26 protein-coding genes are annotated in these 25,730 nt (G+C 64.5%); 14 read left to right on the plus strand and 12 right to left on the minus strand.

The window, feature by feature from the left end; all coding sequences use genetic code 11:
• Positions 1-17 precede the first annotated feature (17 nt).
• A complete protein-coding gene (locus OX462_RS24075; RefSeq protein ID WP_227742101.1) occupies positions 18-941 on the minus strand; it encodes a methyltransferase domain-containing protein in 924 nt (307 codons plus the stop codon).
• A 57-nt stretch (positions 942-998) separates the two neighbouring features.
• On the opposite strand from OX462_RS24075, the gene OX462_RS24080 reads away from it, so the two are divergent.
• Both OX462_RS24080 and trmL read left to right on the plus strand, forming a co-directional pair.
• Positions 999-1,766 carry a phosphoribosyltransferase family protein gene (locus OX462_RS24080; protein ID WP_409027233.1) on the plus strand — a complete coding sequence of 256 codons (768 nt, stop codon included), beginning with the start codon at positions 999-1,001 and terminating at the stop codon, positions 1,764-1,766.
• 53 nt (positions 1,767-1,819) lie between these two features.
• Entirely contained in the window at positions 1,820-2,290 is a 471-nt protein-coding gene (gene trmL / locus OX462_RS24085; RefSeq protein WP_070222564.1) for a tRNA (uridine(34)/cytosine(34)/5-carboxymethylaminomethyluridine(34)-2'-O)-methyltransferase TrmL, read from the plus strand.
• Between the two features lie 113 nt (positions 2,291-2,403).
• On the opposite strand, the gene OX462_RS24090 is transcribed toward trmL, so the two are convergent.
• From OX462_RS24090 to OX462_RS24125, 8 genes are all read right to left on the minus strand, one after another.
• Positions 2,404-3,150: a hypothetical protein gene (locus OX462_RS24090; RefSeq protein ID WP_070290099.1), complete on the minus strand. Its 747-nt coding sequence runs from the start codon at positions 3,148-3,150 to the stop codon at positions 2,404-2,406.
• Between the two features lie 16 nt (positions 3,151-3,166).
• On the minus strand, positions 3,167-4,105 hold the full coding sequence (locus OX462_RS24095; RefSeq protein WP_409027234.1) for a hypothetical protein: 939 nt from the start codon (positions 4,103-4,105) through the stop codon (positions 3,167-3,169).
• Positions 4,106-4,426: 321 nt separating this feature from the next.
• Positions 4,427-8,125: a tubulin-like doman-containing protein gene (locus OX462_RS24100; RefSeq protein WP_409027235.1), complete on the minus strand. Its 3,699-nt coding sequence runs from the start codon at positions 8,123-8,125 to the stop codon at positions 4,427-4,429.
• Positions 8,126-8,161: 36 nt separating this feature from the next.
• The gene (locus OX462_RS24105) at positions 8,162-8,599 is read right to left on the minus strand and encodes a hypothetical protein (protein WP_409027236.1); all 438 of its coding nucleotides are present in this window, start codon (positions 8,597-8,599) and stop codon (positions 8,162-8,164) included.
• A gap of 44 nt (positions 8,600-8,643) precedes the next feature.
• Positions 8,644-10,113, minus strand: coding sequence for a hypothetical protein (locus OX462_RS24110; protein WP_083287236.1), 1,470 nt, complete (start codon positions 10,111-10,113; stop codon positions 8,644-8,646).
• Entirely contained in the window at positions 10,110-11,606 is a 1,497-nt protein-coding gene (locus OX462_RS24115; RefSeq protein WP_409027237.1) for a hypothetical protein, read from the minus strand. The genes OX462_RS24110 and OX462_RS24115 overlap by 4 nt, the downstream gene beginning before the upstream one ends.
• Positions 11,607-11,733: 127 nt before the next feature.
• Positions 11,734-12,216 carry a D-glycero-beta-D-manno-heptose 1-phosphate adenylyltransferase gene (gene rfaE2, locus OX462_RS24120; RefSeq protein ID WP_070222576.1) on the minus strand — a complete coding sequence of 161 codons (483 nt, stop codon included), beginning with the start codon at positions 12,214-12,216 and terminating at the stop codon, positions 11,734-11,736.
• A gap of 33 nt (positions 12,217-12,249) precedes the next feature.
• The gene (locus tag OX462_RS24125) at positions 12,250-12,489 is read right to left on the minus strand and encodes a DUF3717 domain-containing protein (RefSeq protein ID WP_409027238.1); all 240 of its coding nucleotides are present in this window, start codon (positions 12,487-12,489) and stop codon (positions 12,250-12,252) included.
• Positions 12,490-12,623: 134 nt separating this feature from the next.
• Between OX462_RS24125 and OX462_RS24130 the strand changes: the two genes are divergently transcribed.
• The 8 genes from OX462_RS24130 (at position 12,624) to OX462_RS24165 (ending at position 17,898) form a co-directional block, all read left to right on the plus strand.
• On the plus strand, positions 12,624-13,562 hold the full coding sequence (locus tag OX462_RS24130) for a hydrogen peroxide-inducible genes activator (RefSeq protein ID WP_070290088.1): 939 nt from the start codon (positions 12,624-12,626) through the stop codon (positions 13,560-13,562).
• A gap of 58 nt (positions 13,563-13,620) precedes the next feature.
• Positions 13,621-14,475 (plus strand): 4-hydroxybenzoate octaprenyltransferase, encoded by an 855-nt coding sequence (ubiA, locus tag OX462_RS24135; RefSeq protein WP_070290086.1) that lies wholly within the window; start codon positions 13,621-13,623, stop codon positions 14,473-14,475.
• A 108-nt stretch (positions 14,476-14,583) separates the two neighbouring features.
• On the plus strand, positions 14,584-14,940 hold the full coding sequence (locus OX462_RS24140) for an ElaB/YgaM/YqjD family protein (RefSeq protein WP_070290084.1): 357 nt from the start codon (positions 14,584-14,586) through the stop codon (positions 14,938-14,940).
• A gap of 219 nt (positions 14,941-15,159) precedes the next feature.
• Complete coding sequence (locus tag OX462_RS24145) at positions 15,160-15,537, plus strand: phage holin family protein (protein ID WP_083293621.1); 378 nt, start codon at positions 15,160-15,162, stop codon at positions 15,535-15,537.
• Positions 15,534-15,881 carry a hypothetical protein gene (locus tag OX462_RS24150; protein WP_409027239.1) on the plus strand — a complete coding sequence of 116 codons (348 nt, stop codon included), beginning with the start codon at positions 15,534-15,536 and terminating at the stop codon, positions 15,879-15,881. The genes OX462_RS24145 and OX462_RS24150 overlap by 4 nt, the downstream gene beginning before the upstream one ends.
• Positions 15,882-15,970: 89 nt before the next feature.
• Positions 15,971-16,528 (plus strand): DUF3455 domain-containing protein, encoded by a 558-nt coding sequence (locus OX462_RS24155; RefSeq protein ID WP_070312386.1) that lies wholly within the window; start codon positions 15,971-15,973, stop codon positions 16,526-16,528.
• A gap of 57 nt (positions 16,529-16,585) precedes the next feature.
• Positions 16,586-17,185, plus strand: coding sequence for a sigma-70 family RNA polymerase sigma factor (locus OX462_RS24160; protein WP_254679516.1), 600 nt, complete (start codon positions 16,586-16,588; stop codon positions 17,183-17,185).
• Positions 17,182-17,898, plus strand: coding sequence for an anti-sigma factor (locus OX462_RS24165; protein ID WP_121668474.1), 717 nt, complete (start codon positions 17,182-17,184; stop codon positions 17,896-17,898). The genes OX462_RS24160 and OX462_RS24165 overlap by 4 nt, the downstream gene beginning before the upstream one ends.
• Positions 17,899-17,910: 12 nt before the next feature.
• Here OX462_RS24165 and proC read toward each other — a convergent pair whose 3' ends face one another.
• Together proC and OX462_RS24175 are read right to left on the minus strand one after the other, a co-directional pair.
• The gene (gene proC / locus OX462_RS24170; protein WP_121668473.1) at positions 17,911-18,741 is read right to left on the minus strand and encodes a pyrroline-5-carboxylate reductase; all 831 of its coding nucleotides are present in this window, start codon (positions 18,739-18,741) and stop codon (positions 17,911-17,913) included.
• A gap of 16 nt (positions 18,742-18,757) precedes the next feature.
• Positions 18,758-19,459, minus strand: coding sequence for a YggS family pyridoxal phosphate-dependent enzyme (locus OX462_RS24175; RefSeq protein ID WP_409027240.1), 702 nt, complete (start codon positions 19,457-19,459; stop codon positions 18,758-18,760).
• A 70-nt stretch (positions 19,460-19,529) separates the two neighbouring features.
• Between OX462_RS24175 and OX462_RS24180 the strand changes: the two genes are divergently transcribed.
• The 4 genes from OX462_RS24180 (at position 19,530) to OX462_RS24195 (ending at position 24,496) form a co-directional block, all read left to right on the plus strand.
• Entirely contained in the window at positions 19,530-20,573 is a 1,044-nt protein-coding gene (locus OX462_RS24180; RefSeq protein WP_070312390.1) for a type IV pilus twitching motility protein PilT, read from the plus strand.
• 3 nt (positions 20,574-20,576) lie between these two features.
• A complete protein-coding gene (locus OX462_RS24185; protein ID WP_409027241.1) occupies positions 20,577-21,716 on the plus strand; it encodes a PilT/PilU family type 4a pilus ATPase in 1,140 nt (379 codons plus the stop codon).
• A 1-nt stretch (position 21,717) separates the two neighbouring features.
• On the plus strand, positions 21,718-22,203 hold the full coding sequence (locus OX462_RS24190) for a glutathione peroxidase (protein WP_070222603.1): 486 nt from the start codon (positions 21,718-21,720) through the stop codon (positions 22,201-22,203).
• Between the two features lie 184 nt (positions 22,204-22,387).
• Positions 22,388-24,496: a putative bifunctional diguanylate cyclase/phosphodiesterase gene (locus tag OX462_RS24195; RefSeq protein WP_409027242.1), complete on the plus strand. Its 2,109-nt coding sequence runs from the start codon at positions 22,388-22,390 to the stop codon at positions 24,494-24,496.
• On the opposite strand, the gene glcF is transcribed toward OX462_RS24195, so the two are convergent.
• The gene (gene glcF, locus OX462_RS24200) at positions 24,489-25,724 is read right to left on the minus strand and encodes a glycolate oxidase subunit GlcF (RefSeq protein ID WP_409027243.1); all 1,236 of its coding nucleotides are present in this window, start codon (positions 25,722-25,724) and stop codon (positions 24,489-24,491) included. The genes OX462_RS24195 and glcF overlap by 8 nt on opposite strands.
• Between the last annotated feature and the right edge of the window lie 6 nt (positions 25,725-25,730).

The raw sequence follows: 25,730 nt of genomic DNA on the forward strand, positions 1-25,730 counted from the left end.
TCGGTTTCTTTGCCATTTTATTTAGGCTTGCGCGGCAGATCGAAGCGGATGATCGCTTCGCCATTGCGCGTCACGCGCGGCGCGGGACGGAAGGCATGGCCATAGATCACTTCGAAACTCAGACCCAGCTTGCCGTCGGGACGGCGCGTCTTTTCCAGCGCGGCCAGCATGCGCTGCCAGGCCGCCTTGCCCATCAGGCCGCGCCGGCGCGTGGTGAGCGGGTTGCCGCCAAAGGCGCGCACGTCGGCCAGCAGTTTTTCCGCCGTGTCGTAGGTGACGGTGATGATCTCCATGTCCAGCACGGGCGTGGAAAAGCCCGTCTCGACCAGCATGTCGCCAAAATCGTGCATATCGACGAAGGGCAAGGCGTGCGGATATAAATCGGCCTCGGCAAAGGCGTCGCGCACTTCGCGGAAGGTATCGGGGCCGAAGCAGGAAAACATCAGCAAGCCATCGAGGCGCAGCGCGCGCCGCCATTCGGCAAACACGCGGTCGGGCTGGGCATGCCAGTGCAGCGCCAGATTCGACCACACGAGGTCGATGCTGCCCTGCGCCAGCGGCAGGTCGCCCAGGTCGCCGCACAACAAATCCACGCCTGTCTTGGCCGGCAGCAACTTGCTGAGGAACTGGTTCAGGCTGGCCAGTTTCGACGCGGGCGCGCGCGCCGCCTGCATCATCGCTTGCGCTGCATCGAGACCGATAATCTGCGCGGCGGGATAATCCTTGTGCAACTGCGCCAGGTCCGCGCCGGGGCCGCAACCGGCGTCAAGCACGCGATGCGGCGTGATTTTCACCAGCTCCAGGCGCTCGTGCATGCGTGCCGACACTTCGCGGCGCAGGAAGTCCGACGGCGCGACGCGCGCCGGACGGGAAAAGAAATCGCGTACTTGCACCGCATCGATGGGCGCACTCATTTTGGGCGGACTGGTGGGAACTGGCATGTTGAATCGGGTGAGGTGAGATAATGTCGGCAGTGTACATGGAACGACGCCATCGCGATGCGGACCGCCACCCGGCAGCAATTTGATGGCGCCTGGCGGGCGTTGCGACTGTGGCTGGGCGCCACCGTGCTGCCGGCCCAGTGCGCGCTGTGCGGCATCGGTTGCCCGCAAGTGCTGTGCCCGCCTTGCCGCGCGCAGTACCTGGGGCAAGGACGCGGGCAACTGCGCCAGCGCTGCCGCCAGTGCGCCAATCCGCTCGCTGATAGTGAGGTGGCTCAACTGTGCGGGCGCTGTTTGCGCCAGCGGCCCGCATATGACGCCACCGTCACGGCGTTTGACTATGCGGCGCCCGTCGACCGGTTGCTGCTGCAGCTGAAATTCGGCGCGCGCCTGGCGTTGGCGCCCCTGTTCGCAGAACTGCTGCATGTTGCCATTCAGCAACAGCAGGAGTGGCAAGCGCCGCATCTGCTGTGCCCGGTACCCTTGGGCCCGGCCCGGCTGGCCGAGCGGGGGTTTAACCAGGCGCTGGAAATCGCGCGCCCGCTGGCGCGCCTGCTGGACGTGCCTTTACAGCCCCGGCTGGCGCTGCGCGTGCGCGAGACGCGGGCGCAAAGCGGCGTGGCGCCGCAGGAACGGCAAGCCAACCTGGCGCACGCGTTCACCATCGCGCCGGACCATGCGGCGTTATTGCCAGGATGCCATGTCGGCATCGTCGACGACGTGATGAGCAGCGGCCATACCGTCAACGCGCTGGCGGCCGCCTGCAAGCGCGCGGGGGCGGCCAGGGTCAGCATATTGGTGGTGGCGCGCACGCCGCCGCATTAAAGTCGCTGTATTAAAGTCGCTGTATATATGAGAGATAGACCAAGGAGAGCATTTTGTTTCACGTTGTTTTGGTAGAACCTGAAATCCCGCCCAATACGGGCAACGTCATCCGCCTGTGCGCGAACACGGGCGCGCAGCTGCATCTGGTCGAACCGCTGGGCTTTCCCCTCGACGATGCCAAGATGAAGCGCGCCGGCCTCGATTACCACGATTACGCGAAGATGAAGGTGCACAAGAATTGGGCAGCCTTCCTGGCCGATACCCAGCCCGACCCCGCCCGCATGTTCGCCATGACGACGCGCGGCTCGCGCCCGTTCGGCGACGTGGCCTTCCTGCCGGGCGACGTGTTCGTGTTCGGCTCGGAAACAAAGGGCCTGGACCCGGCCCTGCGCGACGGCTTTCCGGCGGAACAACGCATCCGCCTGCCCATGCGGCCGGACAACCGCAGTTTGAATTTATCGAATACGGTGGCCGTCGTTGTCTACGAGGCCTGGCGCCAGCATGGATACGCCGGCGGCGCGTAGGTCGGATTAGGCCCAAGGGGCCGTAATCCGACAACATTGTTGGCGTTAGTGGTGTTGTCGGATTACGCGGGGCTTTACCCCGCTAATCCGACCTACGCATTTGCATACGGCGATCAGCGCAGCGCCAGCTGCGCCGCGCCGCTATTGTCGTCCAGCATCACCAGCTGCGTGCGCAAGTCGCGCGTGGCGGCCAGCTTGCCGTTCACGTACAGATTCGTCTTGACGCCGTACACGCCCTGCGACACGCCGGCCGGCAAGGTCAGCTCGAACGAGTTCTCGAAGCGCCCGCCCGATTTGTTGTTGCTGGCCAGGGCCTTCGAGCCGGACTTGAATGGCTGGCCTTGCGGGTCGAGCACCACCAGTTCTTCGCGCACGTCGTTGACGCTTTGCGCGCTGCCGTTGACCAGCTCCACCACGGAGTTGACCTTGAACGGCTGGCCGCGCTTGACGGTCGACGCGCTCAGCTGCGGCGTGTACGACACCACTTGCGGCTCGCGCGGCAAGGCGCCGCGCGTACGGATGTAGTCGCGGTCCGCCTGCGCCGCCGTCTTGGTCTGGCGCGAATTGACATTGATGGCCAGGCAACCGGCCGCCGCCAGGCCGCCGCCGATGGCCGCGCCCTTCAGCGCGCCATTCTTGCCGCCCGCCAGCGCCCCCAGCAGCGCGCCCACGGCCGCACCGGCCGCCGCCGACGTGCCCACGCTGCACGGATCCTCATCCGTGGCCGCCTGGGCGCCGCCTTGCGGATAGGAACTGTCCTGGCGCACGCCGTTCGGGCTCATAGTCGCCGTGGCGCAGCCGGTCAGCATGGCCGCGATGGTCAGCGCAGCGACGGCGCGCAAGGTGGTGTGATTCAGCATGGTAACTCCCGGATGACTAATTGATCGTTGTTTCCGTCTGCAGCACTTGCCGTTCGCGCTCGCGGATGCGGCGCGACAGATTGTCGATGCGCGCATTGCCCGGATCGATGCGACGCGCGCTTTCCAGATACGTCTTGGCCGCATCGAACTTACCTTCCAGCAATGAACGTTCGGCATCGCGCAGGAATGATTGCGCCATTTCGTTGCGCATGGCCGCGCCGCTATCGACGGGCGACGTTTCCAGCGGACGGCGTTCGGTCACCACTGGACGTTCGACCGCGCGCGCGGGCGCCGGTTCCTGCTGTGCCGGCATTGCTGCCGGCGCCGGTGACGGGGCAGAAACGGGCGCCGCCATCGACAGCGCCTGCACGTCGGCCTTCAGCTGCGGCAATTCCACCGCTTCGCGGTCGATCGCTTCCAGCCTGGCGATGCCATTGCGGGCCGCCGTCGCATCCTTGCCATCGAGCGCCTGGCGCACGCCGACCAGCACGGACGCGGCTGCCGCCTGCTGGCGCGCCAGCTGCTTGCGCAAGGAATCCACGCTGGCAGAGCCCGCGCAATCGATGTCGAGCGCGGCAATGCTCCTGGCGGCGCTTTGCAATTGATGGCCGTCAATATTGCGCTCGATGGCGCGTACGCCGCGCTGACAGCCGCTCGAGCCAGCGCCCGCCTTGCCGATCGCCGCCTGCAGATCGTCGGCCTTGGCGCTGGACTTGCCCGTACACACATTTTTCGCCGTCGCCAGCTTCTGGCGGGCGCCGTCCAGGCTGCCATTCGCCACCAGCTTCAAGCCACTGTCGATGGCGTCATTGCAGGCCGATTCACTCTTGCCGCCCGGCTTGCCATTCATGTAGACGATGACGGCCGCCAGCACGACGGCGCCGCCCAGCCAGCGCAGCCACTTGCGCGGCGGCGGCGGGACTGTCGGTGCAGGCGCCGATAGCGGCACCGGCACGGGCTTCGGCGCGGCCTGCGGCGGCACCGGGACCGGAGCCGGAGCCGGAGCCGGCTTGGGCGGCGCTTTCGGCGCAGGCGCCGGTGCCACCGGCTGAGGCGGCGGCTTGGGCGCCACAGGCGGCGATACTGGCACAGGCGGCACAGGCGCTGTTACAGGCGCTTGCACGGGCAGCGGCGGCGGCACGGCCGCGGCTGGCTGGACTGCGCCAGCCTGCGCCTGCCCGCAGTACGGGCAATGGCTGACAACGGTCCACAGGCCCGTCTTGCATTTGTTGCAGATATCCAAAACTAATCCTTCATTCCAACGTCATTCCAGCGTTCACAGAGGCGGCGGCATCAACGGTGGTGGCGCACTGAGGAACAAGGGCGCCAGCTCGGGGAACTGGGCCAGCTCGGCCCAGGCCGGCAAACCGGCGCGCCACACCTTGGTGGTGGCTGGCACGACCTGCCCCCCCTGCACGTACTGCACGATCTGCTGGGCCGTGAACGGTCCCTGCTGCTGGCCGTTTATGCCCAGGAAATACTGGTATTCCACCAGCGGCGGCGGCATGCCGCCCAGCGGTGGCGGCACCATGCCGAAGGCCGGCGCCACGCCAGCGGCCGGCGCGCTGGCCGGGCGCAGCAATTGCTCCAGGCGTCCCGCTTCCAGCATTTCTCCCTTGATCGCATATTTCAACCGGGGCTGGCCGTCCGCTTCCGGCTCGCGCACTTCCCAGTCGTAAGCGTCGCCGTCGGAGTCGCCGATCACGTTCGCCCACTCCTTCAGGCGCCCCAGCAAGGCTTGCACCGTGCGGTCGAGCTCATCGCTGGCCATGCCCTTGCGGCGCGCCGATTCGCGCAGGCGCGCGCCCAGCTCGGCGGAAATGGCGCTGCCAAAGCCGACGTACGGCAGCTGCGAGCCATCGGCCTGCGCCACCAGCTTGGGCGCATACACGGTGCGTTCATAGTATTTTGCCAGCGCCGCCATGGCCGCCGTCTGCACGGCGTCAAGCGCCGTCAATTTTTCCTCGATGCGCAGGGCGATGTTTTTCTCGTACGAGGCGGGCATGCCATTCTGGCGGATGGCCCGTTCGTTGCCGATGCGGCGCAGGTCGCCCGGTTCGACGGCAAACTGGTACTGGCCTGGCGGCACGACTCTGCCCGTGTGGCGCGTCAGCACGCCCAGCATGATCGCTTGCAGGAACTCGCCGAAATCCTCGGCCAGGCGCTTCATTTCATCGGTATTGGGCGCGATCGGGTGCGTGAATTGCGTCGGATCGATATGCGTGTGGGTCGGCGCCTTGTCGTTGTCGCCTTCCTTGCGGTAGCTGGTGCGCCAGCCTTCCAGGCCGCGCAGCACCGTCATCGGCACGCCGGCCAGCTCGCAATAGCAGACGGCGCGCCCGCGGATGCCCGTCTCGACGATTTCCAGCTGGCTCACCGTGATGCCCACCTGGGTCGGCACGCACGATTCGAGCTCGGCGCCGAACTTCGCCTTGAAGGCGGCCGCGTTGGCCACGCCGATCACGCACTTGAACTGGTCCGACACGACCGTGAAGTCGCCCGCCATGTTGGCGTCGATCCACGGCATGGAGCAGGCCAGCAGCTTGCGGAAGCGGTCCAGGCGTTCGGATACGTCCATCTGTTCCAGCGCCTCGAACAGGGGGTCGGGCGTGCTCGTCGCCCCTTCGGCCAGGCCCGCCGTGGCGATCATGTTCTCGGCCATGCGCGTCACCTTGGCCAGGATCAAGCCCCGTTGCGCCGGTTCGCCCAGCATGGGGAACAGCGCTTTCGAGCCGCCCATGTCCTTGAACGCTTCATCGGCCCACTGGCGCAAGGTGGCCGCCGACGGCAGCGCAATGTCTTTTTCCGTGACGGGAATGACGATCAGGGTCGCATGTTCCTTGTCCAGGTCCTTTTGCAGGATGGTATTGGCCGTTTTCAATTCCGCCAGCATGGCCAGCACGCCTTCGCGGCCCGTTTGCAGCTCGCCCACGAGGCCATTCCACTGCGCGCGGCCCTGCGCATCGACGCCGACCCGGTTACCCAGCCAGCGCGACAGCTCGCCCAGCAAGATGACGGACTCGTCCGCCGCCTTGGCCCGCAGATGGAATTTCAGCGCATTCGCCATTTCCGTGCGCAAATGGTCCATCACCACGCCCGCCTGCTTTTCGCCATTGCTGAGGAAACCGAAGGTGCTGCGCGTCTGTTCCAGGTTGTTCAACAGCCGCTCGTATTCGCGCGAGCGCACGGCTTCCTTGATTTCGCGGTAGCGCTCGGCATTCGCGCCGATCTGCGCCGTCAAGCCGCTGCCCGGCGCCTCGATGCGGTCCTTGATCTGTTCCACCAGCGACAGCACGTATTCCAGGCCGCCGAATTCCTTATTATCAAGATAACCATACAACTGGTCACGCACGACTTTCTTGACGTCGTCGAGCACTTCGCGGCGGCGCTTGCTGATGCGGTCTTCCGTCGTGTCGGCCGTGGAATCCTGGTCGCGCACGGCGTCGCGTTCCAGGTGCTTCATGGCGTCGCGCACCTGCGCCGGCCATTCGCTGCGGTCAAAGCCCGTGCGGATATCGTTGATGCGCGTATTGACCCGGTTTTCCACGCCGGCCAGCAAGTGGCCGTGGCGGTCTTCCAGCAATTCATCGACGACGCGGAAATCGATGAAGTCGCCGCTGGAGCGCTTCAGTTCGATGCTCTTGTCGGAAAACTCGGGGAAATCGCTGAACGGCGTGCCCTTCAGGAACATATTGGCAGCGAGGAAATTATCGCGCTGCGTATCCGTGGCGCGGTTGGCGCCCGCATCCGTGCCGCCAACGCCAAAGAATGCTTGCAGCATGGCGCCGGCCCAGCGGTGGGCCCGCTCGTCGCGCGCCGCTTCCTGGCGTGTATCGAGCACGGCCATGCCGAACGAGGAAAAGCGCTTCGAGAAATACAGGCGCATGTCGCCGAAGCGGTCTTGCGGCACGGGCGCGTTGTACAGCGAATTCTTGTGCTGCGCCTGGTTGACGGCGATCGAACGCTTGGCGCGGGCGAAGTCGGCCGAGGCAAAATCCTCGAACAGCGAGTCGGCCACCATGTGGTAGACGTCGCTGACATCCTTGGTGTGCTGTTGCGCAAGGTTGCCCGAATCGATCAGGTACACCTCACTGTACGGCTCGCGCGTCAGCTCCGGACGGTCATAGGCGTCCCAGCGGCCCACATAGCCCTTGTTGCCCATCATCGCCGATTCCAGCTCCATCAGCGCCGCATAGCCGTTGGCCTCGACCCGGTCCTTGTTGGCCTTGGTGTAGCCGGTCGGCAAGAACAGCATCAGCTCCACGTCGGCCGCGCCCACTTCGCTGCGCGCCAGCCAGCGCGCCAGCAAGCCCATGTCGAGGAAGGACCCGGAACCCGTGCCGCCCGCCACGGAACCGACGATGACGATGCGGAAACGGTTCGTTTCCATGCGCAAACCCAGTTCGGCCAGCTGGCGCTCGTGCGACAGGCCCGCCTTCAGCGCTTTCAGTTTCAAGCGGATCTTGTCGCGGATCTTCGCGTACTTGTCGAAGAAATACAGGCGCGACACGGCGCGGATCTGCCCGGCGCCGCTGCTCATGTCGAAGCGCAGCTCGCGGATGCGCTGCGGCGTCAGCGGCAGCCATTCCTTGATGTGCGGATATTTCTCCAAGGAATCTTCATCGCGGCTGTACTTGTCCATGTCGAACGATTCGACCACCTTGTCGTCGTCCGTGAACTTCACCTGGTCGAACTGCAAGTCCTTCGCCTGCGACTCGCCGCTCTCGATCACGGCGCCATTGTCGAGGTCGAAATGGATGAATTGCGCGATGGGGAAGTCGGCCAGCCCCTCGATGCGCGTGCGGTTGCCCGCGCCGCCCCACAGGGTGTTGAGGATGCGCCGGCGCACACGCATCAACACCTGCATGCCCGTGCCGCCGATGCCGATGAACAGGGTCGGGCGCAGTTCGATGATCTTGTCCTGCTTGCGCTCGCTGGCGCCGCCGGGGATGGTTTGGTTCAGGTTCTCTGCCATGGTGATTCCTTCGATGATGCGTGCAACGGCGTATTCTTAGCGGCGGCTGGAAGTAAAGGTCAACAGTAACGCGACCAGGCCCACCAGTACCAGCGGTCCCATGAACAGCGGCGCGAGGAATTTATGCGCATTCACGGCCGCCAGCACGACACCCGTCGCCAGGCTGGCCAGGAAGATGAACAGCCACCAGCCCGAGGCATTGGCCTTGTTCGGCGGCACGCGCTTGGCCACCAGGCCATTTGCATAGGCATTCTTGGCAAAGAAAAAGGCGATGAACAGCAGCAACAGCACGACGCCGCCGACCAGGGTGTCGCGCGACGAGGTGTCGGTCGTGCTGGCAGGATCGAGCGCGGGTGCAGCTTCGGTGGTGGCCGTGGTGGTGCTGGCCGCAGCGGATGCATCGGCGGCCGGCGGCGCGGATGCGGGGGCCGGCAAGGTAAAGCCTGCGTTGTCTTTTGGAGTCTCTTGCGCCATGGTATGCCTCTGGTGGATTTGAATAGTTTAAAAGGAAATCGTTATCAGGCCAGGCTCAGGGTATGGCCTTCGGCCACGCGCACGACGGCCGGCTTGCCCAGGCCACGCTTGAGTTCGCCAATGTCGCGGCCGTCATCGTCGCGGATCTGCACGCTTTTGAATGGTTTGAGCAGCACTTGCCGCTGCACGCCGTCGGCCATCACCTTGTAGCGCGTGGCGCGCGTGCCAAGCAAACCCAGCGCCAGCAAACCCAGCACGAGCGCCAGCACGCCGCCGAGTATCACCAGCACGGGCAGCAGCGGGTACTGGATGCGCACCAGCAGCGGGATCGTCGCCTGCGACGCGCGCACGCTGTCGGGCGGCGTGAACATGCCGGAGATCGGATCGCCGGGGAACAGTTCCTGCAAATCCTTGCCGAAGCTGGACGCCAGCGCCAGCCGCTGTTCCGACAGGCCCACCTGCGCCTGCATGGGCAGCAGCACCTGCTTGCCCATGGCGGCCATCGCCTGCGCTGACCACGGCGACGGAATCTGCGCCATCGGCAACGCAAACTGCACCTGCACGGACTGGCTGGCACCCGGCTGCAATTGGCGGATTTGATCTGGCGCAACGTGCAGCGGCGCGTTCTGGCCCGCCAGGCTGGCGTGCACCCTGGCGCTGTCGATCACGTACGGGAAAAACATGTTTTGCAGCGACGCCTGCAGCACCACTTGCGGCACCAGGTTCGCCGCATCGACGTCGAGCACGATGGTGCGCCCGTCGCGGCCCAGGCTGGCGTGCACATTGGCGCTGTTCTTGACGGACTGGGGCACGATGCGCACGGCATCCTGGTCCACCGGTTTCAGCCGCGCGGGCGGACGCGTCAGCACTTGCGACAGCCGCCCCTCGGCCAGGATGCGGGTCAATGCCTCGGACGCGGGCTGTCCATACGCGAGCGCATACACCATCAAGCCCTTGGCGCTGTACAGCTTGCCCTGCACGGGCATGCGCAGCGGAAACACCACCGTCTTGGTGATCGACGGTTCCAGGTGCAGCAAGCGGTAAAAGTCGCGGTTGCGCTCGGCCGTCTGGCTGTCGTTGTTCGGGCTGTTCTTGTTATTCGTAAAAATCCACACGATGCCGGACGCGGACTGGAACGGGCCCGTGATGGTCTTGGTCACGGCTTCCTGAAAATCCGTGTCGGCCAGCGCGCCGCCGGCGCTCTTGCGCGCCAGACCCAAGTTCGCCAGCTGGCCGGCCACGCCGGCGCCGCCCTGCCCTTGCCCGATCAGCGCTGGCGACACATTGCTGCCGCTGCTCTGGCTGAAGGCCAGGGTGTAGACCTTGTCGGACGGGTTTGTAGCGGCCTGCGCCACGGCGCCCACCAGGGCTTTCAGCTGTGAATGCTCATCCGTGTAAAACGGCTCCATCCAGCCCGAGTTTTGCACGAGAAACGCTTGCTGGATGCCGGCCGCATGCGCGGCGGCGGCGCTGAAAAACGCGGCGCAAGCCACGGTCAGTAAGCGCGCCTTCATGCCTGCAAGGCCCAGCCATCGATGCGCGACAGCAGCGGGTGGTAGGCCCACAGCATGCCTTCATGCACAAACAGGCGCACGCGCCACGGCTCGCTGACGGCGAACGTGTGGAACACGGTCTCGCGCAACTCGTCGTCCTGCACCAGCTGGGCCGCCAGGCGCTCGCTCGAGCGCAGCACGCTCGACAGGCCGGCGCTGGTGGCGAACTTGACGCCAAAGACGCTGCTGCCCCCGCCCGATTCCAGCAAGGGCATGACGGCCTGGTTCTTGCCGCCGTCGTCGCCGTGTTCCGGTTCTTCCCACGGCGCCGTTTTCAGCTTGGCGGCGAAGCGGTAATTGAAGCTGCCCGAACACAGACGCGGCGCCAGCGCGTCGGCCCGCTCGGACTGCGCACCCAGTTTCACGTAGACATAGGTGCCGCGGCTGCGCTCGAAGCACAGCTGCCACAGTCCGCCGTCGCGCGACACGTAGGGGCTGCCGAATTCGAAATGCGGCACCAGCCCTTCGGGCCAGGGCGTAAACGAAGCGGCCACGTTGCCGTCCGGCTGCAATTGCAGCCGGAGCTGGCCGTTGGCGCAGGGCCACACGGCCATGCGGTTGTAGGCGACGGGGGCGCTGACGGTGCCCAGGTCAACCACGCCGTCGAGCAGCACGTCGCTGCCCGGCTTTTGTTGCGCATCAAGGTTGACGAAGCGGATGCGGCCATCGTCGTCGCGCAGCGGTGCCCACAGGCGGTTCTGGAACCAGACAGGCGCGGCCACGCACGGCGCGCCGCCCACGTGCTCGACCACGTAGGTCAGCGAAGGCACGTCGGGACGGATGCAGGCCAGGCCATGGCTGGTCGGCAAGACCAGCACGCTATTGAAGTCAGGCACCAGCTCGGCGCGCCAGGCGCCGTGGGCCAGGTCCGATTCGGCCAGCAAGCTGCCATAGTCGGGGTCCAGCGCCAGCCAGCGTTTCGAAGCGGGCAGCCAGGCGTGCAGGACGGCCTTGCGCGGGTCGAGCGCCAGCAGCGCGGGCGCGCTGGTGCCGAACGGGGCGGAAAAGAATTCGTATTCGCCGGGCGGCGGCATGGGCAGCGAAGCATCGGCTTGCGCATGCTCTTCGCGCGCGCGCTGGTCGGCCAGCTTCAGCGGTACGCTGGCCTGGCGCAAGCCGGCCGGACCGGCCGGCGGCACATCGCTGACGGGATGCGCGCCGAAAGGAGGAACCCAAGGCGCCACCCCGGACGGCGTGGCGGCCGCCTCGGGCGGCACTTGCAAGGCCGCGCCCGAGGCGGGGTCGAACGCAAATTCGGGCGGAAACTGCCGCACGGGCGCGCCGGCCGCCGCCGGCAGGCGCCGCGCCAGCATCAGCTTGCCGATATCGGCCTGGCTCACCAAGGGCGAGACATTCTGGCCGTCCGCGCTGCGCTGCATGCTCCACGCGCCCGCGTCATCGACGTACCAGGCGCCGGAGGGCAGTGGCCAATCCCCAGAAGTTTTATGATCCATGTATTTTCTATGACAAGCAATGCATATCAGACGGTGTAACGTGCTGGGGCTGTCGAAACGAAGTCGCAGCCCTGGCAGTTCTCATAGTAACGTCTTTTTATCTGTATGGAAACATTGACGGCGGTCCTCAGCCCTGCTGCGTCCGCACTTTCGTCAACAGCTTGGTGGTCGAGCGGTCGTGCGCGAAATCGATGGCCACGGCCTGGCCGCCATACGCCAGCACGGCGCGTCCTTCGGGGATGGCCGCCATGTCGTAGTCGCCGCCCTTGGCATAGATTTCCGGTTCGATCTCCTGCACCACTTCCAGGGCGCTGTCTTCCGAGAACGGCACGACCAGGCTCACCGCTTCCAGCGCGGCCAGCACGGCCATGCGGTCTTCGCAGCTGTTCAGGGGACGGTCGTCGCCCTTGCCCAGGCGTTTCACTGATGCATCAGTATTCACGGCAACGATCAGCGAAGCGCCCAGCGCACGCGCCTGCGCCAAATACGTCACGTGGCCGCGGTGCAAAATGTCGAACACGCCGTTCGTCACGACCACCGGTTTCGGCAGCGCCGCGGCGCGGGCGCGCAGTTCGTCACGGCCGCACAGTTTGTTTTCAAATTCAGGCATGGATATCTCTTGTTGGGTTAAATACGGTCACACTCAGGCGTGGCTATCGCCTTGGATGCCAGCGGCATGGCGGCGCCAGGCATCGATCAAGGCCAGAATGGCAGGATCCAGGCCCTCTTCGGCGATGCGATCTTGCCGGTAATAAATCATCAGCGCATACACGCCGGCCAGGCGGCTGACGGGCAGCGACAGCGCATATTCATTGCCGCGCGCCGGTTGCCGGGCACGCCAGTAATTGATCGCCGCTTCCAGCGCCTGCATCCGCAATTCCATCGCCCCCTCCTTCCGCCGCCCGCTCCCGCATTATAGGGGGCGATCCGCTACAATACGCCATCGGCGCCACAGTTTCACGTTTGCGCCACCTTTCATTCATTGCAAGTAAGTACTTCCTGTGTTTCAATCAACCTATGACACTGACTGAACTGAAATATATCGTTGCAGTCGCGCGAGCGAAGCACTTCGGCCACGCCGCCGAAGCCTGTTTCGTTGCCCAGCCCACCCTGTCAGTGGCCATCAAGAAACTCGAAGACGAATTGGGCGTGGTCCTGTTCGAACGGGGCGGCGCGGAAATTTCCGTCACGCCCCTGGGCGCGCAGATCATCGCGCAAGCCGAGCGCGTGCTGGAACAGACGGCCGCCATCAAGGAACTCGCCAAGCAGAACAAGGATCCGCTGGCCGGCCCCCTGCGCCTGGGCGTGATCTACACGATCGGCCCCTACCTGCTGCCGCCGCTGGTCAAGGCCATGATAGACCAGGTACCGCAGATGCCTTTGATTTTGCAGGAAAACTTCACGGTTCGCCTGCTCGAATTGCTGCGCCAGGGCGAACTGGACGTGGCCATCATGGCGCTGCCCCTGCCCGATCACGGCATGGCCATCCAGGAACTGTATGACGAACCGTTCGTCGTGGCCATGCCGCGCCAGCATCCGTGGACGGCGCGTGAAAAAATCGCCGCACAGGATTTGAAATCGGAAACCATGCTGTTGCTGGGCAATGGCCACTGTTTCCGCGACCAGGTGCTGGAAGTGTGCCCCGAAATGGCGCGCTTTTCCTCGCCCGGCAACGGCATGCAGCGCACGTTCGAAGGTTCCTCTCTGGAAACCATCCGCCACATGGTGGCCAGCGGCATCGGCCTGACGGTCTTGCCGCGCGCCTCGGTCGCCAATATGCACGCCACCGACGGCATGCTCGAATACCGGCCCTTCGCCACCCCCGTGCCATCGCGCCGGGTGGTGATGCTGTGGCGCAAGAGTTTTACGCGCAAGGCGGCCATCGACGCCCTGTGCGCGGCCATCGCCGGCTGCAACTTGCCTGGCATCACCCCCTTGTGCGAAGACGACGAATAGTACATTTACATACTATTTGCGATAATCGACCTTTCTCTTCAACAAGATCGAGTCTTTCATGAACAAGCTGGCGCTGTATTTCCGCCTGATACGGCTGGACAAGCCTATCGGTACCGTATTGCTGCTGTGGCCTACCCTGTGCGCGCTGTGGCTGGCGCAGCAAGGCGTGCCGGACTGGCGGCTGCTGCTCATCTTCACGCTTGGCACTTTCCTGATGCGCTCGGCAGGCTGCGCCATCAACGACTACGCCGACCAGGATATCGACAAATTCGTCAAGCGCACGGCGGACCGTCCCATCACCAGCGGACGCATCAGCGGCAAGGAAGCGCTGGCCGTGGCCGGCGTGCTGACCGTGCTGGCCTTTTGCCTGATCCTGCCCCTGAATGCGCTGACCAAGCAACTATCCGTGGCGGCCGTCATCATCGCCGGCACCTATCCCTACTTCAAGCGCTTCTTTGCGATTCCGCAAGCGTATCTGGGCATCGCCTTCGGCTTCGGCATTCCCATGGGCTTTGCCGCCATCACGGATTCCGTGCCCGTCGTCGCCTGGCTGCTGCTGCTGGGGAATGTCTTCTGGGCCGTGGCCTACGATACGGAATATGCGATGGTCGACCGCGACGACGACTTGAAAATCGGCATCAAGACCTCGGCCATCACCTTCGGCCGCTACGACGTGGCCATCGTCATGTTCTGCTATGCCGTTTTCCTGCTGCTGTGGCTGGCATGCGGCTGGTATCTGGGCTTGCGTTACTGGTTCGTCGCGGGCTTGCTGGTGGCGGCCGGCTGCGCCGTTTATCACTACACCCTGATCCGCGCACGCGAGCGTATGCCGTGTTTTGCGGCATTCCGGCATAATAACTGGCTAGGAGCAGCGGTCTTTGCGGGCGTGGTACTGGACATTGCTTTCCGTTAAGCAACGATCTTTGCGCCGCGGCAGCCCTTGAGGCGGCGCAACACAAGCCTGGCCGCAGCTGCCTACACTGGTATTTCACTGTGCAGTTTCACTTCCATGAGGTAATACATGAACTCGATACATACCGGCAAATCCAGCAGCGACAGCATCCTCGCCGACGCCGACAAGGCCCGCGACAAACTGGTCGGCGACCTGAAAAACGTCATCAATGAAGCGGAAGGCTGGCTCGATGGCGCCAAGGATCAGACTGGCGAGAATGTCAAAGCCGTCAAGGACAAGTTCATCGCCACCCTGGAAACGGCCAAGAAAGATTTGATCAAGCTGGAAGAAGACTTGCTCGAACGTACCAAGAAGGCGGCCAAGGCCACCGACGAATACGTGCAGGACAATCCATGGAAAGCCGTGGGTGCGGGCGCCGTCGTGGGCGTGCTGTTCGGCCTGCTGCTTTCCTCGTCACGCCGCTAAGTAATCCTCGGAAAATTAATGTGAATTTATGACAAACAGAACCGGATGCTATGCAAGGCGCTCGCTGCGACGCAGTGCGAGCACTGCTAGCAGTGAGCAACGCCGCAGAGCGCCGGTTATGGAAGTCAGAAATCACAATAATTTATTGGGGGTTAGTTAGTAGTAGCAGTACCGACGGCATTCGCCGTCTCCTGACGCGAAAGGCAGCATATGGCTATCATGCAGCATGTCGCCCAAGTCGCAGCGACCCTCGCCGCCATCGTCCAGACCCGTCTGGCCCTGGCGGCCGTGGAAATGGAAGAAGAGTCGCTGCGCTTCCTGTCCTATCTGGCGCTGGCCATGCTGGCGCTGCTGTGCCTGTTCGTCGGCCTCGTCTTGATCGTATTCCTCGTCATCGTGCTGTTCTGGGATACGCACCGCATCGCCGCCATCGCCATCACGGCCGCCGTCTTCATCGTCGCCGCCGTCGCCACCCTGCTGGGCGTGCGCGCCAGTTTCCGCAGCAAGCCGAAACTGCTGTCCTTCACGCTTTCCGAACTGAACAAAGACCTGGACGAGCTGCAACTGCTGGCCCGCCGGGGATCGGAGCGGCCATGACCACGCATCCCACCAAACTGTCGCATGTGCATACGGCCGCCAGCCTGGCGCAGCGGCGCGACGCGCTGCTGGCCGAATGCGCGCTGCAGCGCCTGGCCCTGGGCGTGCAGACACGCCAATTGCTGGAACCTTTAACGGGCGGCAATCTGCGCCACACCCTGGCCACGCGTTTTAAAATTCCCCTGATGGTGGGCGGCGCCGTGCTGGGCTTGCTGCTGGTGCGCCCGCGCCGCTTCCTGCCGCTGCTGCGGGCCAGCGGCGCGCTGCTCAAGCACGCCACCACCGCCATGCCCGTCGTGCTGGCGCTGGCGCAGCGCTTCAGCAAGAAAGACACGCCGCCATAAAATATTTTTCCCTGGCTGCATCCAAATGGCCGGCCCCTGCGTAGTAATGGTATCAACCAGCCGGTTGAGCCAACTACCAGGAGTTCGCCATGCATGCCACCACCGCCCCACGCCATACCGCCCCCTCGCTCACCGTCCTGTGCGCCGCCCTGCTCGTGGCTGCCTGTGCACCGATGAGCGCGCGCTACTCGCAGGAACAATTGCCGAACGCCGTCAAGGTGCCCGATGGCCACCAGGTCGCCATGCAGACGGTGGGCGTGGGCAAGATCGCCTACGAATGCAAGGCGAAGAAAGACATGACGGGCCATGAATGGGTCTTCGTGGGACCGGACGCGGCCCTGAACGACCGCAGCGGCATGCAAGTGGGCACGTATGTGGGACCACCCGCCACCTGGGCCAACCTGGACGGATCGAAAGTGACGGCGACGCAAGTGGCCGTGGCACCGGCCGGCGCGGGCAATATCCCGTATCAGCTGGTGAAAGCCAATCCGGCCACGGGCAGCGGCGCCATGCAGGGCGTCAGCTACATCCAGCGCGTGGCCACCAGCGGCGGCGTGGCGCCAAGCAGCCCCTGCGGCATGGAGTCCGTCGGCGCCAAACAATGGGTACCCTACCAGGCCGACTACATCTTCTGGAAATCGGCATAAATCCTTTCAAGCGACGGTTGGCAAGCGGGTTTCTGACCTATACTCGGCCTTGAAAACTTGCTAACCGTTCACTCAACGATTGCGCCGACCTTGCCAGCCCACGCCGCCCCTTACGATTACGATGCCGCCCTGCGCGCCTGCGCCAGGGGCGAGCAGCAGGCATTGCATGGCCTGTACCAGCAGGAAAGCCGCTATCTGCTGGGCGTGGCACTGCGCATCGTGCGCCAGCGGGCGCTGGCCGAAGACGTGCTGCACGATGCCTTCCTGAACATCTGGCGCCGCGCCGGCAGCTTCGACGCCACGCGCGGCAGCGGCAAGGGCTGGATCTATGTAGTGGTGCGGCACCAGGCGCTGAACGTGGCGCGCGCCCGCGCCCATGAAGTATCGGCCGACGAGGATACCGTGGAAACCCTGCTGCATGAACGCGAAGGCAACGATGCCGACGCCACCTCGGACGCCTACGCGCTGCAGGCGAACATGGGCAAGCTGCACGACTGCCTGGGCCACCTGGACGAACCCAAGCGCAACAGCATCCTGTACGCCTACGTCGATGGCTGTTCCCATAGCGAAATCGCGCAGCGCCTGCAAGCGCCGCTGGGGACCGTCAAGGCCTGGGTCAAGCGGGGCCTGGCTGCCTTGCGGGAGTGCATGGGATGATCAACAGCGACGAGGAATTGCAAAGGCTGGCCGGCGAATACGTGCTGGGCACTTTGGCGCTGGCCGAGCGCGTCGAGCTGGAACAGCGTTTGCCGCTTGACACCGCCTTGCGCGACGCCGTGGCCGACTGGGAACGGCGTCTGCTACCCTTGACGACTTTGGCGCCGCCCGAAACGCCCTCGGCGCAACTGTGGCCGCGCATCAGCGCCAGCCTGTTCATGCCGAACACCGTGCGGCAGGCGGGCGGCTGGCAAGCGTGGTGGAACAGCCTGGCCTTCTGGAGAGTGCTGGCCGGCGGCGGCTTGCTGGCCACGGCCGTGCTGGCCGTGCTGGTCACTACGCAATTGCAAGCGCCCAGCGGGCCCGGCTACCTGGTGGTGCTGGTGGCGCCGCAGGATAAATCGCCGGGCTGGATCGTGCAGGCGGGCGGACGCGGCGGCAAGAACCGCGACCTGAGCCTGATCCCGCTGGGGCCGACTAGCGTGCCGCAGCAGAAAGCCCTGCAATTCTGGACCAAGGGCAAGGACTGGGGCGCGCCCGTCTCGCTGGGCCTCGTCAAGCCGGGGCAAAGCGTCAAATTGACCCTGGATAAGCTGCCGCCGCTGCAGCCCGAGCAATTGTTTGAAATCACCTTGGAGCCGGCGACGGGTTCGCCCACGGGCAGGCCGACGGGGCCGGTGCTCTACATCGGCCGCGCCGTCAAGGTCATGTAATTACCTGTCCACTTATTTGCCCAGCTCGTCTCCCATCTCGCGCCCGCGCTGCGCGGCTGCCTTGATGCCCTTGACGATGGCCGCCTTCACGCCGCTCTCTTCCATGCTGGTCAAGGCCGCATAGGTCGTGCCGCCTTTCGACGTGACCCGCTCGCGCAACAGCGACACGGGTTCGCTGGAATTCGCCGCCAGCTGCGCCGCGCCCGTAAACGTGGCAATGGCCAGCTGCGTGCCCTGCTCGGGCGTCAAGCCCAGTTCGGCCGCTGCCTGCTGCATCGCTTCGATAAAGTAAAACACATAGGCGGGGCCACTGCCGGACACGGCCGTCACGGGATCGATCTTCGCTTCGTCGTCGAGCCAGACGGTCTGGCCGACGGCGCGCAGGATGGCGTCGGCCGTCTTTTTCTGTTCGTCGCTCACGCCGCTGCTGGCCACCATGCCCGTGATGCCCATGCCGATCAGGGCCGGCGTGTTCGGCATGCAGCGCACGATGGCAGGGTAATCGCCGAGCCAGCGCGACAGGTCGGCGGCGCGGATGCCGGCCGCGATCGACAGGATCAATGGCGCCCGCTCGCCGTCGAGGAAGGGCAGCAGCTGCGCCGCCACGTCGCGCATGCTTTGCGGCTTGACGGCCAGCACGATCACGTCCACGCCGCGCAACGCGTCACCGGCGGACGTCGCCGTCGTGACGCCGAATTGCGCCTGCAGTTTTTCCAGCGCCGGCGCGTGCGGGTCGATCACGTGGATGTTGCCGCCCAGGGTCAGCTTGCCCGCCAGGCCGGCGATCAGGGCCGCGGCCATGTTGCCGCCGCCTACAAATGCGATATTCAATTCTGTCGTCATGCTTGTTCTCTCTTCATCAGGAATAGTTGCGGGAACCGAAGATGGCGCTGCCCACGCGCACGATGGTGGCGCCCTCGAGCACGGCGGCGCGCAAGTCGGCCGACATGCCCATCGACAGGGTGTCGAGCGCCAGCCCGTCCGCCTGCAATTGTTCGTACAGCGCGCGCAGTTGCGCAAAGGCACGGCGCTGAAGCGTGACATCCGTTTCCGGCTCGGGGATCGCCATCAGGCCGCGCAAACGCAAGCGGGGCAGCAGCGCCACGGCATGCGCCAGCGCCGGCAAGTCAGCCGGCGTTACGCCGCTCTTGCTGGCTTCGCCGCTGATATTGACTTGCAGACAGATATTCAGGTCAGGCAAGCCGGCCGGGCGCTGCTCGGACAGGCGCGCGGCGATCTTTTCCCGTTCCACCGTATGCACCCAGTCGAAGTGCTCGGCGATGGGGCGCGTCTTGTTGCTCTGGATGGGGCCGATGAAATGCCATGCCGGGACGTGCTGCGGCGCGGCCTCCTTCACAAAGGCGATCTTGTCGAGCGCTTCCTGCAGATAGTTTTCGCCAAACGCCATCTGGCCCGCGCGCATGGCGTCCAGCACGGCGTCCGCGCCGAAGGTTTTTGACACGGCCAGCAGGGTCACGTCGGCAGGCGCGCGCTGCGCCTCCACGGCCGCCTGCGCAATACTGTCGCGCACGGCTTGCAAGTTCTGTTCGATTGTGGACATAATCATTTTCTAGTGTATAGGGGCGGCGGCACAGTGCGCCAGCCCATCAATGCAGGCACAGGGATTATAAATGGACATCTCCGAACTTCTCGCTTTCTCCGTCAGCAACAAGGCTTCCGACCTGCACCTGTCTTCCGGCCTGCCGCCGATGATACGGGTCAATGGCGACGTGCGCCGCCTCAACGTGGCGCCGCTCGAGCACAAGGAAGTGCACAGCATGATCTACGACATCATGAACGACAGCCAGCGCAAGGCGTATGAAGAGGCGCTCGAGTGCGATTTCTCGTTCGAAATTCCCGGCCTGGCCCGCTTCCGCGTCAACGCCTACAACCAGGAACGCGGCGCCTCGGCCGTGCTGCGCACGATTCCGTCGAAAGTGCTGACCCTGGAAGACCTGAACGCGCCGCGCATCTTCGGCGAACTGGCCATGCGCCCGCGGGGCCTCGTGCTGGTGACGGGCCCGACGGGTTCGGGCAAGTCGACCACCCTGGCAGCGATGGTGAACCACGTCAACGAGCGCCTGAATCACCATATTCTGACCATCGAAGACCCGATCGAATTCGTGCATGAGCCGAAGAAATGCCTGATCAACCAGCGCGAGGTAGGCTCGCACACGCATTCGTTCAGCAATGCGCTGCGCTCGGCCCTGCGCGAAGACCCGGACGTCATTCTGGTGGGCGAATTGCGCGACCTGGAAACCATCCGCCTGGCGCTGACGGCGGCCGAAACGGGCCACCTGGTGTTCGGCACCCTGCACACCTCGTCGGCGGCGAAATCGATCGACCGCATCATCGACGTCTTCCCCGCCGAGGAAAAGGAAATGGTGCGCGCCATGCTGTCCGAGTCCTTGCAAGCCGTCATTTCGCAGAACTTGCTCAAAACCAAAGACGGCGCTGGGCGCGTGGCCGCGCATGAAATCATGCTGGCCACGCCGGCCGTGCGCAACCTGATCCGCGAAGCGAAAGTGGCGCAAATGTATTCGGCCATCCAGACGGGCAGCAACGTGGGCATGCAGACGCTGGACCAGTGCCTGTCCGACCTGGTGCGGCGCGGCACGATCTCGGCGGAAACTGCCCGCTCGGCCGCCAAGTCGCCCGAAAACTTCCCCGGATAAGCCATGCAGACGACGCACGAACACTATGGCGCCATGCACGCGCTGCTGGCGCAGATGCGCGCACGGGGCGGCTCCGACCTGTTCATCACGGCCGGGTTTCCGCCCGCCATCAAGCTCGACGGCAAGCTGACGCCGCTGGCGGGCGGCGCGCTGGCCGCGCAGCAGGCGGCCGGCTACGTGCGCGCCGTCATGAACGAACGCCAGGCGGCCGAGTTCGCATCGAGCCGCGAAGCCAATTTCGCCATCAGCCCGGACGGCCTGGGGCGTTTCCGCGTGTCCGCCTTCGTGCAGATGGGCCAGGCAGGCATGGTCTTGCGACTGATCAATACCGCCATCCCCACGCTCGATGGGCTCGGTTTACCCGCCATCCTGCAAGACATCGTGATGAGCAAGCGGGGCCTCGTCATCATGGTGGGCGCCACGGGCTGCGGCAAGTCGACCACCCTGGCGGCCATGGTGGGCCACCGCAACGCGCACAGCCATGGCCACATCATCACCATCGAAGACCCCGTGGAATTCATCCATCCGCACGGCAACTGCATCGTCACCCAGCGCGAAGTGGGCGTCGACACGGACGACTGGGCCACGGCCCTGAAAAACACCTTGCGCCAGGCGCCCGACGTGATCCAGATCGGCGAAATACGCGACCGCGACACGATGGACCACGCCATCGCATTTGCCGAGACGGGCCATCTGTGCCTGGCCACCCTGCACGCGAACAACGCCAACCAGGCGCTGGACCGCATCATCAATTTCTTCCCGGAAGAGCGGCGCCAGCAACTGCTGATGGATCTGTCGCTGAATTTGAAGGGCATGATTTCGCAGCGCTTGATCCCCAACAAGGATGGCGGCGGGCGCAAGGCGGCGCTGGAAATCCTGCTCAACTCGCCGCTGATGAGCGACCTGATCTTCAAGGGTCAGGTGCACGAGATCAAGGAATTGATGAAAAAATCGCGCGAGCATGGCATGCAGACGTTCGACCAGGCCCTGTTCGACCTGCACGAAGCGGGCGCCATCAGCTACGAAGACGCGCTGCGCAATGCGGACTCCGTCAACGACCTGCGCCTGGCGATCAAACTCAAGGGCGCCACGGCGCCGGAACCCGCCCCGCAAACGGGCGCCACCAAACTGGGACTCCTCTGACATGACCAGCATCCACGATTTCCAGGCCGAGGCGCTGGACGGCACGCCGATCGACCTGGCCCGCTACAAGGGCAAGGTACTGCTGATCGTCAACACGGCCAGCGCCTGCGGCTTCACGCCGCAATACCAGGGGCTCGAAGCGCTGTACCGCGAATTCCACGAGCAGGGCCTGGTCGTGCTGGGCTTTCCCTGCAATCAATTCCGCCAGCAGGAACCGGGCTCGAATGGGGAAATCAAAGCCTTTTGCGAAAAGAACTTCGGCGTCACCTTTCCCCTGTTTGCCAAGATCGATGTGAATGGCCCGCATACGCACCCTGTCTTTGCGCAATTAAAACAGGCGGCGCCCGGCATATTGGGCACGCAGTCGATCAAATGGAATTTCACCAAGTTTTTGGTGCGCAAGGATGGCAGCGTATTTCGCCGCTACGCGACGGCCAGCAAACCGGCCAGCCTGGCGGACGACATTCGGCAATTGCTACAGGAATAGCCATTCGACGGTTTGATTAAAAACAATAATTGCTCAAATCAATGAATCCGTGTTTATTTCATGCTTGATATCAATATTGTGTTTCCAATAGCAAATTTCAGTGATAATGTTTGCATAATTATTCGCAGATATCGATCAAAAAACGATGCCAGTCTTTGGGAAAATATTATCTTCATGGATGCGGATGGGAATTTATTCCCGCCTCTTTCTTCCTATTTTCTTCCTGATACTCGCCGTTTCCGCCGTTCGCTATCACGCCCTGCTCGGCACGGAAACGGCGCTGGCCAATGCGCGCTACCAGAGCGATGCGCGGCAACTCGACCTGTTCCTCGCCAATAGCGTGCTGCCGCTGGCCGTGCACGCGGACAGTCACGCGATGCACGACAGCGTGCGCCAGGTACTGCGCAGCGCCCTGCCGCTGAACCGCAGCCTCGTTTCTGCCCGCTGGGACACGGCTGGCGGGCATGTCGAGGTGCTGGCCGACAGCAAGCTTGCCGACACGCTGGCCACGGTGCCGGCGTGGTTCGCGCGCTTGGCCGGCATCACGGCCATCCGCAGCCGCCTGACGGTGGCGCTGCCGGACGGCGGCGACGGCATCCTCGACCTGCACTACACGCCCGGCCTGCCCCTGGCGCAAGTGTGGCAGCGGGTGCGCGAGCAGGCCATCCTCAGCAGTATCAATATCGTGCTCGTCTTCCTGCTGCTGGGCTTGATCCTGGCCACGCACCGCAAGCTGCTGGCGCGCTTCGTGCAGGCGACCGACCGCTTCCGCGAAGGCAACTTCGCCGTGCGCCTGGCGGCCGGCGCCACGCCCGAGGCGCAAGCCGTGTCGCAGTCGTTCAATGGCATGGCCGGCGATATCGAAGAACTGTTGACCTCACTCAAGACCAGCCAGCGCCAGCTGGGCGAACAGCTGAATGAAACCGTGCACATGCAACAGGCGCTGCAAAAGCTGTCCTGGCAAAACTACAATGATGTGCTGACGGGCCTGCCCAACCGTGCCGCGCTGGCCGCCCGCTTCGAACAGGAACTGTTCCTCGCGCGCGAACGCCAGCGCCTGCTGGCCGTCTGCCTGTTCGACCTCGATCACTTTCAGGCCATCAACGACCGCTACGGCGCCGAGGCGGGCGATGAAATCCTCAAGCAGGTAGCGGGCCGCCTGCACGGCTTTACGGGCCAGGTCCACTATGCGGCGCGCCTGGGCGGCGATGAATTCGTCATGCTGCTGTGCGGCCAGGCCAGCATCGCCAGCATCGAACAGAACGTCACGCAACTGATGACTGAGCTGAGCCGTCCCTACCAGTGCGACCAGCAGGCGCTGCACATGACGGCCAGCGCCGGCATCGCCGTCTACGCGGGCAAGGACCTGAATACGGAAAGCCTGCTGCGCCACGCCGACCACGCCGTCTACCAGGCGAAATTGACGGGGCGCAACCAGTACCACTTCTTCGACACCAACCTCGACGAGGAAGTACGCACCCACCACAACCAGCGCACGGAAGTGCGCCACGCCCTGATCAACGGCGAACTGCGGCTGTACTACCAGCCCAAGGTGAATATGCGCGCCGGCACGGTGGTGGGCATGGAAGCGCTGCTGCGCTGGCAGCATCCACGCCGCGGCGTGCTGGCGCCAGCGCAATTCCTGCCACTGGTGGAACAGACGGATTTGATCATCGATATCGGCGAATGGGTGCTGCGCCAGGCCCTGTGGCAGATGCAGCGCTGGAGCGCAACCGGCAAGCACTGGGTGGTCAGCGTGAACATCGCGGCGCGCCACTTCCAGCAACCGGACTTCGTCTCGCGCCTGGAAACCATCCTCGGCGAATTTCCCGGCGTGCGCGCCAGCATGCTGGAACTGGAAATCCTCGAATCGTCGGCCCTGCACGACATCGAGGACGTGCGCCGCATCATCCGCGCCTGCCAGGCGCTGGGCATCACGTTCGCGCTCGACGATTTCGGCACCGGCTATTCGTCGATGTCCTACCTGAAACGCCTGCCGGCCAATATCGTCAAGATCGACCAGAGCTTCGTGCGCAATATGCTCAACGACCGCGACGACCTGCACCTGGTGCGCGCCGTCATCGGCCTGGCCCGTTCCTTCAGCTTGACGGTGATCGCCGAAGGCGTGGAAAGCGTCGAGCATGGCGCGCGCCTGATCCAGCTCGGCTGCGACCTGGCGCAAGGCTACGGCATCGCCCGCCCCATGCCGGCCGACGCCGTGCTGGAGTGGGCGAACACGTTCATCCCCGCCCCGCAATGGCGCATCGCGCAGTACAGCGAAATACCTATTTAGGCGTCAAGGCCGAGTCGATCAGCTCGATCCAGTGCCGCACGGGCGTCTGCGTGCCGGACTGCAAATGGCTCAGGCAGCCGATATTGGCCGACACGATCATCTCCGGCTCGCACGCTTCCAGGTTCGCCACCTTGTTGTCGCGCAGCTGCTGCGACAGTTCCGGCTGCAGGATCGAATACGTGCCGGCCGAGCCGCAGCATAAATGGCTGTCCGCGCACAGGTGCACGTCAACGCCGACGGTGCGCAGCACCTGTTCCACCTTGCCGCGGATCTGCTGGCCGTGCTGCAGGGTACACGGCGGGTGGTACGCCACCTTTTTCACTATGCGCCCCTTCAGCAGCACCGCCAGTTCGTTCTCAAAGGCCGGCATGATCTCGGACAGATCGCGCGTCAGTTCAGCGATGCGCCGCGCCTTCTGCGCATACTGCGCATCGTGCGCCAGCAGATGGCCGTATTCCTTCACCGTGGCGCCGCAGCCGGACGCCGTCATGACGATGGCTTCGGCGCTGTCCATGCCGTTGACATAGGGCCACCAGGCGTCGATATTGCGGCGCATGTCGTCCAGCGCCGCGTCCTGGTCGTTCAGGTGATGGCGCAGCGCGCCGCAGCAGCCCGCCTTCGGCGCGACGATCAATTGCACGCCCAGCGCGTCGAGCACGCGCGCCGTGGCCGCATTGATGTTCGGCGACATGGCCGGCTGCACGCAGCCGTCGAGCAGCAACATGGTGCGCGCGTGCCGGCGCACCGGCCATGCACCGGCTGCGGCGCCTGGCCGCAATTTGTCCTGCAAGCTTTTCGAGAGCAGCGGGCGCAGCGCCTGCCCCGCCTTGTACACGGGCGTAAACAGCCAGCGGCGCGGCAAGGCTTCCTTCAGGGCGAAGCGCAGCGCGCGTTCGCGCAAGGGCCGCTGCACGCGCTGCTCGACGACGTTGCGGCCGATGTCGACCAGGCGCCCGTACTGCACGCCCGACGGACAGGTCGACTCGCAGTTGCGGCAGGTCAGGCAGCGGTCCAGGTGCGTCTGCGTCTTGGCCGTGACGGGCGCGCCTTCCAAGACCTGCTTGATCAGGTAGATGCGCCCGCGCGGGCCATCGAGTTCGTCGCCCAGCAGCTGGTAGGTGGGACAGGTGGCCGTGCAAAAGCCGCAATGCACGCAGGCGCGCAGGATGGCTTCGGCTTCGTCGCCTGCCGGCGTGTTCTTGATGAAATCGGCGAGATTGGTTTGCATGCGCGC

Source organism: Janthinobacterium aestuarii (assembly GCF_046113285.1).
In the GTDB taxonomy this organism is placed as follows: Bacteria; Pseudomonadota; Gammaproteobacteria; order Burkholderiales; family Burkholderiaceae_D; genus Janthinobacterium.